13 protein-coding genes and 1 pseudogene are annotated in these 12,662 nt (G+C 53.1%); 10 read left to right on the top strand and 4 right to left on the bottom strand.

From position 1 onward, the window contains the following. Positions 1-385: glycosyltransferase family protein (locus ACREAY_RS05730; RefSeq protein WP_431754803.1), on the top strand; the 385-nt coding region annotated here is incomplete at its 5' end. 69 nt (positions 386-454) lie between these two features. Next, positions 455-796, top strand: a complete 342-nt coding sequence (locus ACREAY_RS05725; RefSeq protein ID WP_431754802.1) for a hypothetical protein — start codon at positions 455-457, stop codon at positions 794-796. On the opposite strand, the gene ACREAY_RS05720 is transcribed toward ACREAY_RS05725, so the two are convergent. After that, positions 793-1,077, bottom strand: coding sequence for a hypothetical protein (locus ACREAY_RS05720; protein ID WP_431754801.1), 285 nt, complete (start codon positions 1,075-1,077; stop codon positions 793-795). The genes ACREAY_RS05725 and ACREAY_RS05720 overlap by 4 nt on opposite strands. Next, positions 1,074-2,231, bottom strand: a complete 1,158-nt coding sequence (locus ACREAY_RS05715; RefSeq protein WP_431754800.1) for a tryptophan--tRNA ligase — start codon at positions 2,229-2,231, stop codon at positions 1,074-1,076. Before ACREAY_RS05715 ends, ACREAY_RS05720 begins: the two co-directional genes overlap by 4 nt. 83 nt (positions 2,232-2,314) lie before the next feature. Between ACREAY_RS05715 and ACREAY_RS05710 the strand changes: the two genes are divergently transcribed. The 5 genes from ACREAY_RS05710 to sepF all read left to right on the top strand — a co-directional run bounded on the left by ACREAY_RS05710 (position 2,315) and on the right by sepF (position 8,406). Continuing rightward, positions 2,315-3,487, top strand: a complete 1,173-nt coding sequence (locus ACREAY_RS05710; protein WP_431754799.1) for an RNA-guided endonuclease InsQ/TnpB family protein — start codon at positions 2,315-2,317, stop codon at positions 3,485-3,487. Further along, complete coding sequence (locus ACREAY_RS05705) at positions 3,484-4,992, top strand: phenylalanine--tRNA ligase subunit alpha (protein WP_431754798.1); 1,509 nt, start codon at positions 3,484-3,486, stop codon at positions 4,990-4,992. Before ACREAY_RS05710 ends, ACREAY_RS05705 begins: the two co-directional genes overlap by 4 nt. Next, on the top strand, positions 4,980-6,611 hold the full coding sequence (gene pheT, locus ACREAY_RS05700; RefSeq protein WP_431754797.1) for a phenylalanine--tRNA ligase subunit beta: 1,632 nt from the start codon (positions 4,980-4,982) through the stop codon (positions 6,609-6,611). Before ACREAY_RS05705 ends, pheT begins: the two co-directional genes overlap by 13 nt. 367 nt (positions 6,612-6,978) lie before the next feature. Beyond that, positions 6,979-8,004, top strand: coding sequence for a tRNA (5-methylaminomethyl-2-thiouridylate)-methyltransferase (locus ACREAY_RS05695; protein WP_431754796.1), 1,026 nt, complete (start codon positions 6,979-6,981; stop codon positions 8,002-8,004). Positions 8,005-8,112: 108 nt separating this feature from the next. Continuing rightward, complete coding sequence (sepF, locus tag ACREAY_RS05690; protein ID WP_431754795.1) at positions 8,113-8,406, top strand: cell division protein SepF; 294 nt, start codon at positions 8,113-8,115, stop codon at positions 8,404-8,406. On the opposite strand, the gene ACREAY_RS05685 is transcribed toward sepF, so the two are convergent. Further along, the gene (locus tag ACREAY_RS05685) at positions 8,398-10,281 is read right to left on the bottom strand and encodes a beta-CASP ribonuclease aCPSF1 (protein WP_431754794.1); all 1,884 of its coding nucleotides are present in this window, start codon (positions 10,279-10,281) and stop codon (positions 8,398-8,400) included. The genes sepF and ACREAY_RS05685 overlap by 9 nt on opposite strands. 130 nt (positions 10,282-10,411) lie before the next feature. Between ACREAY_RS05685 and ACREAY_RS05680 the strand changes: the two genes are divergently transcribed. After that, positions 10,412-10,726, top strand: a complete 315-nt coding sequence (locus tag ACREAY_RS05680; protein WP_431754793.1) for a TRAM domain-containing protein — start codon at positions 10,412-10,414, stop codon at positions 10,724-10,726. Beyond that, positions 10,716-11,789 (top strand): NAD(P)-dependent glycerol-1-phosphate dehydrogenase, encoded by a 1,074-nt coding sequence (locus ACREAY_RS05675; protein WP_431754792.1) that lies wholly within the window; start codon positions 10,716-10,718, stop codon positions 11,787-11,789. Before ACREAY_RS05680 ends, ACREAY_RS05675 begins: the two co-directional genes overlap by 11 nt. Here ACREAY_RS05675 and ACREAY_RS05670 read toward each other — a convergent pair. Next, positions 11,782-12,222: an SRPBCC family protein gene (locus ACREAY_RS05670; protein WP_431754791.1), complete on the bottom strand. Its 441-nt coding sequence runs from the start codon at positions 12,220-12,222 to the stop codon at positions 11,782-11,784. The genes ACREAY_RS05675 and ACREAY_RS05670 overlap by 8 nt on opposite strands. A gap of 287 nt (positions 12,223-12,509) precedes the next feature. Here ACREAY_RS05670 and ACREAY_RS05665 point away from each other — a divergent pair. Next, positions 12,510-12,662: pseudogene (locus ACREAY_RS05665) on the top strand (methane monooxygenase/ammonia monooxygenase subunit C); the annotation flags it as partial.

Raw genomic sequence — 12,662 nt, 5'->3', positions numbered from 1 at the left:
CCTTTCGGGCCTTGAGAAGCAGGGAATGATAGAAACGGTGCACGTCCTGCGCCAGACGTTTGACAACGCGCTGAAGATGATTGCGAGCTCGGACATCGTGGTCGGCAAGATTCTGCCGGACATTGGCTGGTTTGGCAAGTTTGAGCTGGAAGCGATGGCGCTTGGCAAGCCGGTCATCGCCTACGTGTCAGACGAGCTCTACGAAAAACACAGGCCCCCGGTCTACAGGACCACCAAGGAGAGCTTCCAGGAAGACCTGGCCAGGCTTGTCAGTGACGAAAAGGCGCAGAGGGCGCTTGCGCAGGCAGGGCGTGCCTATGCCGAGGAAAACCACGACGTCAGGAAGGTGGCCGCAAGGCTCGAGAAATATTACGAAATGATCTAGCTTTTTGTAGCAGTGGTAATCAAATAACTTTGATTAGCTGGATTTTATCTTCCGCTTGCAAAAAAGGCCGTGTCGTTTCCAGATACCCCCATAGGGTTTGCAGAGAGCAAGATAAACACGTCTGTCAAGAACCTCCGCGAGGGCCTCGACCCCGACGTGCTGGCCTACTGGTACAAGCGCATCGAGGACAAGTCGATAGAAAGGGTGCCAGAGCACCTCAAGGACAAGGTCCACTTTGAGCAGGACAGGATACTGTGGATGAAGTTCAAGATGGACGTCTCAAAGAGGGCGGTGCCGTACGTCATGCAGGTCATCGAAGAATACGTGCCCATGATGCCCTACTCTACCGGCCTTTACTTTAGGAAGATCCAAGAAGTGCTGACGGACGAGATGAACAAGGAGCTTCGCTAGTCCTTTATCGTTATTTCCGCCACCGCGCCGGAATAGTCGCTTCCGACAATTACGGCGGCGCCTTTTTCCAAGTCGTCAAGAAGCGCCTTTAGCCTGACGACGTTGTCTCTGTCCTTCATCACGACCGCGTGCGACGACTTGTCTTTTAGCTTTATCACGATTTCACTCCCGATGACTGCGGCGACGCCGGCGACATAGTTGCTGTCGTCCTTTTGCACCGAGACCAGGGCCGCGAGTTTCTCGGCCTCGTAGCTGCCGTCGCACTCGAATCTCAGCTTCATGGCTCTAGGGGCTTCTCGTCGTACATAAACATCGCAACAACGTCCTTGGCCTTTTCCCGCCTCTTTTTAAATTCCGCAATGAACGGCCTGGTCCCCTTTGCAAGGTCGGACTTGCACTCGCCGCACAGCAGGTTGCCGCTCTTGCACTTTAGCATGCGCTCGTCTGACTGCTTTTCAGTGTCGAAAAAGTAGCGCAGGTACCAGAACACTGGGCAGCCAAGGGCGTTGGCACCCAGCTGGCGCTGTAGCGCGACCGTCGGCTGGCCGCCGGTAAACGCCGACGCCACTTTTTTGTCCACAACCTCGGGCTCGTCTGTGGTGAATATCGCGGTCTCTGGTTTTGACGACGACATCTTGCCTGTCATGCCGAGGCCGGGCAAAAACTTGCTGTGTATCTGGGCAGGCTTGTAGTAGCCCATCCTGTCGGCAACGTCTCGGGTCATCCGCCAGTACGGGTCTTGGTCGATTGCGGCAGGTATCAGGACGGGCGTGTTCTTGCCCTCGATTATGGAAGGCAGAAAGCAAGGCGCCGCCTGCACCGGCGGAAAGCCTATCATGCCAATGTTGGTCGAGTTTGTAAAGCCAAAGACGGCTTTGGCTGTTGAAAATGTGATCTTTTTCGCTATCTCTGTCGCCAGCGGGTACAGGTGAGAGATGTGCTTCGTGTCGACTATTATCCTCGTCTTTTTAGGGTCAAAGCCGATTGCGATAATGTCAAGCACGTTTTCGTACGTATATTTTCTGATTTCGTCGCGCGTCCTGTCCGGGCCGTAGAGGAACTTTTCGTCGTCCGTCAGCTGGAACAGCAGTTTTGCATCAAACTTGTCCTGCAGGTATTTCGTGAATATCCACGGCATGACGTGGCCCATGTGCACCATGCCAGACGGTCCTCTGCCGGTGTAGAGGTAAAAGTCCTCGCCCTTTTCCTTTCGGTCAAGGACCCAGTCAAAGTCGCGGTGGGAGAAAAAGTAGCCCAGCTTTAGCATCGGGTGGACCTCGCCAGCCATCCTCTTTACCTTCTGCAACAGCTCCGGCGTTATTGCCTGCGTGCCAAACTTTTCCACGAGCCGGCCATAGTCGACCTCGCCTTCGACCTCCCACGGCGTGACCTTAAAGTCGCCGTTTTCCTGCGGGGCATCTGGCTCTGGATCCATCCTTGTGCAGCATCATTAGATCAACATTTAAAAGTATTTAGGAAGGAGATCATTCTGTTTAAGAACAGTAAGTGTCGCGCTTTATGAGAAATTACAGGTTTCGTTTGTATCCTACCGATCATCAAGAGCGAAAACTAATAGTTTCTCTAGAAACATCACGCTGGGTGTATAACTATTTTCTCAACCATCCGACTATGTCACTGCAAGATATGCAGTTCGCCCTTACAGAATTAAAGGAGGAGGAACCTTGGCTGCAGAACTTTCATTCCAAAATGTTGCAGATGGTTGTTCATAGGATAGATGGATCAAGGAAAGCGCTAAAAGTATTGCAGAGAAATGGACACAAGACGGGCAAAATTGCTTTCGCAAAATCAAAAGATTCCAACTCTTTTACATACAACCAATCTGGGTTTAAGATAGTGAGACATGGAAACACAGATCTACTTTGGCTATCAAAAATCGGCTACATACAGCTACGACTTCACAGGCTCGTACAACATATAAAACAAATTACAATTTTAAGGGAAACAAACGAATGGTATGCAATCATTTGCTGCGAAGTTTCCAACCGCTTATTCACGTTTATTGATCCCAGAAGGTCAGTTGGAATTGATGTAGGTATAACTAAATTCTCACATGATTCTGACAATCATACGATAAGCAATCCCCTTTACCTAACCAAGACAATGAAACCCCTAAGAAGAGCAAATCGCAGACTGTCAAGAAGAAGAGAAGGATCAAACAACTGGAATAAGGCAAAGACGTGGCTGCAAATTTTGCACCAGCGAATCAAGCGCAAGAGGAGAGATTTCGCACATAAAGCATCTCACTACTATTCACAGAAGTACGACATCATATTCTTGGAGAGGCTACACACTCTTAACATGGTTAAGAACAGTCATTTAGCGAGACATGTGTTAGACTCAGGGTGGGGGACATTCAAAACACTGACAGAATACAAAGCAAAAATGACCATCGATGTAAATCCCAAAAATACTTCAGTTGCATGTTCCAGATGTGCAAGAAACGTTCCAAAATCTCTGGCCGTTCGCATTCATAAATGCGACGGGTGTGGGTTAGTAATCGATAGAGATTACAACGCAAGCCTAAACATAAAACGAAGAGGCTTTTGCTTTCTACCGCAGGAACTGCGGGAAGTTACGCCTGTAGAGATTCTGAGGGAATCTATGAAGCAGGAAGAATCTACAAATATGGTAGAAAGTTCACAAAGTCTTCTTTCGTGTCAACTCCAATGAGCAGCGATTCGCCGGTGCTACACCCAATCGAGAAGACAATACTGAGGACACTAGCTGCAGCAAACGGCAAGACAACTAATGGAAAACTTGTAGGTTCACAATTATCAACAGACCAAGTTAGACGAGGAATTGAGTGGCTCAAGTTCAAAAATCTGATATCGATAACAGAACGTACAGAATCCACAATTTCGCTTGATGTAAATGGATTAAAAGTAAAAAATGAAAAACGTTTGCCGGAACGAAGACTGGTTGACTCAGTAAAAGATGGCAATAAAACAATTGAGGACATTATAGCAAGTGGGGCATTAGATAGAGAGGAAGTAAATGCTGCAATTGCTGGTGCAAAACGTAATGATTGGATAAGGTTTGAAGGAAAAACTATCATACTCAATCCCAACGCCGAGTCCCCAGCCTATCTCTCGCCAGAAGAAAGATTAATTCAGAGATTCAAGATATCAAACGCAAATTCAATTTCAGATTATGAACTATCCGATGAAGAAAAGTTAGGGCTCAACCTATTAAGTAAACGTCCTGATTATGTTAAGATTGAAAGTCAAAAAGAATCACAGATTTTATTGACCGACGCAGGCTGGCAGATTTTGCCAGCTATTGAAAGCGAAAAGGCGCAGGAACGCCGGCTGACGTCAGAACTTATCATGTCAGGCAGATGGAAGGACGTCGAGTTTAGCGCGCTCGACGTAGAGGCGCCGGCGCCTTCAGTATTTCCGGGCAGGCGACATCCACTCGTTGACATCATTGAAGAGGTCAAAGAGATCTTTGTGGGCCTCGGCTTTTCAGAGATAGATGGCCCGATGGTCCAGTCGGGGTTCTGGAATTTTGACGCATTATTCACACCACAGGACCACCCCGCAAGGGAGATGCAGGACACGTTCTATGTTTCTGGCCAGCGCCAGCCGGTGCCGGCAACAGATGATCAGATAAAAAAAGTGTCGGCGGTGCACAAGTCTGGCTGGGGCGGATGGAACAGGGATGAAGCCGAGCGCATCGTCCTGCGCACGCACACGACGCCCGTAACGCTGCGGCACCTGGCAAAGACGCAGCCGGAAAGCGCCCGGTTCTTTTCCGTCGGCAGGGTGTTTCGCAACGAAAAAGTGTCTTACAAGCATTTGGTAGAGTTCCACCAGGTCGAAGGCGTGGCGACCGTGCCAAAGGCGTCACTGCGCGACATAATGGGGCTGCAAAAAGAATTCTACGCCAAGATGGGGATAAAGAAGATCAAGTTCTGGCCGACGTTCTTTCCCTACACAGAGCCGTCGCTCCAGAGCATGGTCTACAATGAAAAGCTGGAAAAATGGGTCGAGCTGTTTGGCATGGGGATTTTCAGGCCAGAGGTCACAAGACCACTCGGCATCAAGAATCCGGTGCTTGCATGGGGCGGCGGGCTGGAGAGGATAGCGATGCTGCGGTTCGGCCTTGACGACGTGCGCGAACTGTACGGCAACAGGCTTGCATGGCTCAGGAGCGTGCCAAGATGCCAGTTGTAAACGTCTCGATTGACAGGCTGAAAAGGTTCCTGCCCGGCGTCAAGCTGGAAAAGGCGCTAGAAATGCTGCCGTTCGTCGGTCTTGATATCGAAGGCGACGACGGAAAAGTTGTAAGGGTAGAGTATAACCCAAACAGGCCCGACTTTTCGTCAGACTATGGCATAGCAAGGGCGCTGCAAGGCTTGACGGGCATAAAGCTGGGAATGCCCGCATTCAAGGTATCAAAGAGCAGTGCGGCAATCAAGGTCGACAGGTCGGTAAAGAAGGTACGCCCTCATGTCGTCGCGCTCGTCGCAAAGAACGGAAAACTGGACGACGAGACCATCAAGCAGATAATCGCCATGCAGGAGGACCTGCACAACGGCATCTCCAGGCGCAGGAAAAAGGCGTCGATAGGCATCCACAATTTTGATGCAATAAAGTTCCCGGTAAGGTATTCGACTGTCAAGGGCGATTTTGCCTTTGTGCCCCTCGGCGGATCGGCAGGCCAGACTGTTAACCAGATATTGCAAGACACTGAAACAGGCAGGGCGTACGGCCACCTTCTTGCGGGAAAATATCCCATCATAATTGACAGCGCAGGCACCGTCCTTTCGTTCCCGCCAATAATCAACGGCGACGCCACCAAAGTCGACGCGAAATGCAAGAACCTGTTTGTCGAAGTCACTGCAATCGACATAAAGGCGGCGAAAGACGCGCTTGCGGTAATAGCGATCACGTTGCACGACGCGGGGTTTGAGATACAGACAGTCGCCATCGACGACGGCAAAAAGGTCGTCACGCCGGACGTCAGGCCGGAGCAGATGCGAGTCGATATTGATTATGTTAACAGCATACTTGGTCTTGCGCTCACTCCAAAGCAGATGGTCGAGTGCCTGAGAAAGAGCAGGCTCGATGCAAGGGCAAACAAAAATTCCATAACATGCACTGTCCCGCGCTACAGAGTCGACATCACGCACCCGATAGATATCGCGGAGGAAGTCGCGATAGGCTATGGCATCTACAACATGCAGCCAGCGTTTCCGCCGGCAGTCACTGCAGGGCAGCGCTCCATACAATCTGCATATTTTGACGCAGTGCGCCAGGCAATGTCTGGTCTGGGGATGCTCGAAGTGTTCAACTCTTCGCTTGCTAGCAGGCAGGCTCTTTACGGCCTTGCAGGGCGGCAGCCTCTAGATATACTGGCTGTTGACGGCACGAAAAGCGCCGAGCACGAAGTGTTGCGCGACTCGTTGATACCTCAATTGCTGCAGTCGCTTTCAAGAAACGTGCATGAAGAGTATCCCCAGAAATTGTTCGAGATAGGCAAGGTGTTTGGCAAGACGGACGGCAAGATAGGCGAAAGCTGGAAGGCTGCAGCCGTCATTGCCCATGGCGAGGCAGGATATACGGAGGGCAAGTCGGCGCTGCAGGCCCTTCTCGCTGCGTTTGGCCTCTCAGTGTCGACAAGGGCATCATCCGACCCGCTGTTTATCAAGGGCAGGTACGCCATCATAACAGCAGGCGGCAAGGAGGTAGGCGCGATAGGTGAAATAACGCCGCTTGCCATAGACAACTTCAGGCTGCGCGTGCCGGTGGCCGCGTTTGAAGTGGACCTCTCGGCGCTGCTTTGCATATAGGCAAGGCACAAATACCCAGCAGGCCAAGGTACCATGCCCCCGTCAAAGAGCATGCAGAGGAGTCTCAAGGCTATATACCTGTGAAAGCGTGTGGGTCAGAGGCGGGGAACACACATATTTTATCCGCAGCCTGCCATGCCGGCCTTCTTGGCCGTGCCGAGCACAGCTGGCAATACCGGACGTCAGGGCACCTTCTTTCAAGCCATCTGTCGCATTTGGCGCAATAGCAGGCGTCAAACTGCCTGCTATATTTTCCCCTTCCGTGCTTTTTGCAGTATAACATGTTCTGACATGTGCAGAACGGGCATTTAGGTGCGCGCCTGCGATATACACATTTTTATACCCTAGACGACAAAATTTTCGCATAATGTCGCAGGAAGGCAAAGAAGAGAAAAAGCCAAAGGCGGTAGCGTTGCTCTCAGGTGGCCTTGACAGCAACCTTGCAATTCGCATGATGCTTGACCAGGGCGTCGAAGTCGAGGCAGTGGCCATAAAGACGCCTTTCTGTGATTTTGACTGCGGCAAGGGCTGCGGCCACAGGGTAAAGGAAGTGGCCGACGAGCTGGGCGTGAAATTAAAGACGGTCTATTTTGGCGAAGAGTACCTGAAGATGCTAAAGAACCCCAAGCACGGCTACGGCTCGGGCATGAACCCGTGCATCGACTGCAGGGGCATGATGTACAATGCCGCCAAGGAGCACATGGAAAAGATTGGCGCGGACTTTGTGGTTACCGGCGAGGTGCTGTTCCAGCGCCCCATGAGCCAGAACAACCGCGCACTCAACATCATCGAGAATGAAGCGGGGCTCGAGGGCAAGGTATTGCGGCCATTATCGGCAAAGCACCTCCCGCCCACTGACGCGGAAAAAGACGGCCTGATAAACAGGGAGAATATGGGCGACATCAAGGGCAGGTCGCGCAAAGGGCAGCTGGCCATGGCCAAACACTTTGGCGTGCACGAGCCGCCAAACGCGGCAGGCGGCTGCCTGCTCACCGATCCCGCGTTTTCAAAGCGCATAGAAGACGCTATGGAGCACGCAGCCGACATCCCGTCCATCAACGACGTTGAACTTTTGAAGGTTGGAAGGCATTTCCGGCTGACAAAGGATGCCAAGCTGGTCGTCGGCAGGAACAAGGACGAAAACGAGGTGGTAAAGGCGCTCGCAGAAGAGGGAGACGTCGTCCTTGAAGCCAAGGACTATGTTGGCCCGACCTGCATACTGCGGGGCAAGCACGACGAGGCAGCAATTGCCACCGCTGCGTCCATTGTCCTGCGGTACTCTGATGCGCCCAAGGATGCCCGCTCGGCGCTGAGGACGACCATAAACGGCGCAGAGCAAGAGATCGTGGCCGCGCCGGCGGATATCGCGTGGGCAGACTCGATCCGCATCTGATTTTTGGGCCGGATCCCCTATTTTTGACGAAAATCAACAATCGTGTGAACGACTTTTGACCACCACGACTATTGAGAGCGCGTGGGAAGTTGACCTACTGCTAGGCAGATGGCAGACAAATCAACCACTACTCACAAGCCCCCAGTGTACCTGAAGGCGCTGACCTTAAGGGATGTCAGCGACCTCTCGTCCATCAAAGAGGACATCAAAAAGCACATGATCCTCATACTGAGGGTCACCCCTCTGGCGCAAAAGGACGTTGAGGAATTGAGAAAGGTGGTTGAGGAACTTTACGCCTATGCGCAGTCAATCGGCGGAGACATTGCAAGGCTTGGAGAGGAGCGCATAGTTTTGACGCCGCCGGGCGTCAAGGTGTGGCGCGGCGCCTACGACCTAAAGTAGTTTTACGGCTTCCTGCACCAGCGGGTGCTGGGTCTGTATTTTGAATATCTTGTTTATCGAGCTGGCCAGATTTTGCGCCTTGGGCCGCTCGCCGTGGTTCACGAGCACCCTGCGGAGTTTCGGCCGCAGCCTGCTGACGTAGGCCATGAGCTGGTTGTAGTCGCTATGGCTGGAAAAGCCGTCTATGCGCTCGACCTGGCACCGGACCGATATCGTCCCGCCTTCGATTGCGACCTGCCTGTTGCCGTCCTGCAACATCCTGCCGGGCGTGTCAGGCGCCTGGTATGAAACGAGGATCAGCTTGCTCGTCGGGTCGCTGGCTATTTGCTGCAGGTACGAGACCGACGGCCCGCCTGCTAGCATGGACGACGGCGCCAGTATGACGGCCGGCTCGCCCTGCGCCACTTTTTGCGACTCGACTGTGGTAAATTGCGCCCCAAAGGGGCTCGCTTCTGACTCGGAAATGCGCGATCTCAGCTCACGCGACAGGAACTCGGGGTATGCCTCATAGATGGCCGTCGCTTCAGAGACCAGCTTTTCAACAAGCACCTTTACCTGCGGCACTCTGCCGGATTTCATTAAGTAGTCAAGGGTAAGCAAGAGTTCCTGCGCGGTGCCGGCCGCCGGGACCGGTATGAGCACCCTGCCGCCCGTCTGCGCGGCCGCAGATATTGACCTTGCAAGGTTGGCCTCGGCCTCCTCCCGGGGGCAGGCAATGTCTTCCTTGCCGCCGTATGTGCTTTCTATCACCATCGTCTCTACGCGTGGAAAGTTCCACGACGCGTTGTCAAGGGCGAGTGTCTTGCCAAACTTCAGGTCGCCAGTATAAACGAGGTTGTGGTCGCCGTTTCCGATGTGCAGGTGCGCCGACGCTGACCCGAGTATGTGGCCCGAGTTTGAAAGCACCAGCTTTACATCCGGCGAAATGTCGGTGACTATGCCGTGCGTCAGCGGTATGGTGTGCACCATCGCCTGCTCGACGTCCCGGTCAGCGTAAAGACCTTTAGCCCTCTTGACAAAGTCGTACTGCAGTATCGACATCAAAAGGAGCGTCGGCTCGGTGCAATAGACCGGCCCGGCATAGCCGTACTTGAACAGCGCGGGGATAAAACCCGCATGGTCCAGGTGCGCGTGCGTCAGGACGACGGCGTCTATCTCGTCCATTCCGATGCCGGCGACGTCAAAGCGGGGAAGTCCCAGGAGCGAGTCTTTGGCAGTCTCGTTTATTCCACAATCGAGCAGGACCTTGCTTTCAGGCGTCGTGAGCAGTATGCACGACCGGCCGACCTCTGCAAAGCCGCCGAGGGTCGTCAGGCTCGCCTCCGCGACGTCGCCCAGCCTGTCACGGAATATCTTGTCGCCGACTTCTCTGTAAAAGCGGGTGCGCTCGGCCACGGTCTCGCCCATTATCCTGTACATGTTTTCAATTGCGGCCATGCTGCGGGGCGCCTTTCGTATCCTGACGCGCCAGCCGGTCTTTTCTGCAAGGTCGATGTTGTCGAACTCCTCGCCGGTCTGCGCGAGCATCCACGGCTTGCTCGCAAAGACGACGGCCTCGCCAAGCACGGGGTCAAAGAACGTGCCGGCGACGCCCACTTCCTTTGATATGGCGTTAGAGATGATGTCGGCAGACTCGGTCTGCGGCTTGCGTATCGACTCGTCGGTCCTCACCACTATTCTTTTCTTTATGGTGTTGACCATGTTGGAGATTAGCTGGTTGTTCTGCATCAGGTACGCAGGGTTTCTCGAATAGAGCGCGATCTTGGGGCCTTCGTATTCTATCTTGGTGAGCCCGGACTCTTTTGGAAGACTCTGCAGTATGACTGCCATTATGTTCTGGCCTTCAGAGTCCTTGTCCGGCTGTCTACGGTGCATTTAATCACTAACTTGCGCAGCAAGCATCAATAACACAGATGCAGGCTAGATAATGCAAGGGTGTGCACAGCCAGTATTAAATATTTGTGCGATAAAGTTGAAATATCAATTTGCTCTACCACTAGGCGATTTGGAAAGGGGAGATCGTTTCAGCGGCCCGAGGCGCTTTGGAGGCACGCGGCCTTTCAGGCCGTCGCCGGTCAAGGTCGGCGACGAATATGACGTCAAGGTAGAGTCCATGAGCAGGAGGGGCGACAGCGGCGTCGCCAAGGTCCAGGGGCTCGTCGTGTTCGTGGCAGGGGCAAAGGTGGGGGACAGGGTAAAGGTGAGGATAATAAACGTCGGCTCTGGTTATGCGTCGGCGGAGATCGTCCAAGGCAACAGCAGCATCGAATCGCTGCCGCCAAATGCAGAGGCAGAGACTTCTGGCGACAATGACGAGTAAGGCGGCTCTGGCTCCGTCGCACATGATGGAGCTGCCAAGAAAGATACTGATAGGCGAGCGCGTGGTTTCAGAGGCCGGCGCGCTTGTCAGGTCGCTTGGGGGCACTTCCAAGGTAGCTGTGATCACCGGCAGGATAGTGAAAAAGAGGGCGGGCGGCCAATGCAGCGCATCGCTAACCGGCGCGTCGCTAAAGAGCAGGTGGTACGTCGTAAGCGACGCGTCCATGGACACGGTCAACAAGCTTTACGGCAAGATAGGCAAGGACGGCCCGGACTTTATCATTGGCTTTGGCGGCGGCAGGTCAGTCGATGTAGCGAAAATGACCGCGTACCGCCTCGGCCTGCCATTTCTGAGCGTGCCGACGTCTGCCTCGCACGACGGAATTTCTAGCCCGTTTGTTTCCGTGAGAGGCATCGACAAGCCCCATTCCATAAAGGCAAACACGCCCATCGGCGTGCTCGCAGACACGCACCTGCTGTCGCAGGCGCCTCCCCGGCTCCTTGCAGGCGGCTGCGGCGACTTGGTCGCCAAGATAACGGCAGTCAAGGACTGGGAGCTTGCAAGGGACGAAAAGGGCGAATATTTCGGCAGTTACGCAGCAAACCTTGCGTACATGAGTGCCAAGATAATACTGGACGAGTCAGAGAAATTAAAGGGCAGGGACAGTTTCAGCATCCGCACCATCGTAGAGGCACTGATAAGCGCAGGGGTGGCGGCATGCATCGCAGGCAGCAGCAGGCCATGCTCTGGCGCGGAGCACCTGTTTTCGCACGCGCTAGAATACGTCGCTGGGTCCGACTGTGGGCTGCATGGCGAGCGCGTCGGCCTTGGCACGATAATGATGGCCAAGCTGCACGGCCTCGACTGGGAAAAGGTCGCCGGCACGCTGCGCAACATGGGAGCGCCTACGAGAGCAAGGCAGATTGGCCTGACAGAAGAGCAGGTCATAGGTGCGCTGGTAAAGGCGCAGTCGCTCAGGCCCGACCGCTATACGATATTGAGCAAGGTAAGGATGGATAAAGAGTCGGCAAGGGCGCTGGCAAAATCGGTCAAGGTCATCTGAGCGCGTTTATCGTGGCATCTTTTCTGTACTTGAAAATCCTTGACAGCTGCTTGCCGGCATAGCCTTCAAACATCCTGCCTAGCGCGCCATACGGCAGCAAGAGCTCGATCTCATCCAGAATTTCGGTGCCACTTTCAGTTTTGCGAAAAACGTGCGTATGCTTCCAGTGCGGGAACTTGCCTTCCAGCATTTCGTCAACGTATGTGTATGGAGCAAGGCGGATTATCCTAGAGTGCCACGTGCTCCTTGTCACCAGTTGCGCAGATATCCACAGCTCTGTCCCTTCCTGCAGCTTTTCTCCGGTCGTCGACCTTTCTACCTTCAGTTTCAACCGCTTTGGCGTGACGACTTCAAGATGCCCAACGTCCGTGTAAAAGCCCCAGACTCGGTCAATGTCTGCATCGACGGTAAAGGCATGGCGAAAGGCGTGCAAGCACATGCACTTGCTGCGCGACAGATTTAGGTCTTGTCAAAATGGCTGCATCGCAGGATCGGCCGTATTCGCCATGATTAATTAAACGCGTATTTGGCTAGAGACAATAGCAGACATCGACGGCAGTATCAATAGGGCTTTTCAAGTATCTCTTTTTTTCGGCAATTAACGATTATATATCGTTATGATGTAATATGTGCTGATAATAGCTGACTATAGAACTAAATTACTATAGTATCCATTAGTGGATACATTTAATACATTCTCCCGGAGTAAGAATGGCGCCAATGGCACAAATCCCTACTTTGATACCGAGAGAAGTAGAAATCCAAAGGCTGAAGAAAATATTCATCTTCTTTATAGTGCTTGCTTCAATTGCACTATCAGTAGAAGTCGACAACTTCATAGACGGCTCGCTTCACCAGACAAGCATTCGAGAC

This window comes from Nitrososphaera sp., assembly GCF_050748925.1.
GTDB lineage: Archaea > Thermoproteota > Nitrososphaeria > Nitrososphaerales > Nitrososphaeraceae > Nitrososphaera.
This window is presented reverse-complemented; position numbering and strand designations above follow the sequence as displayed.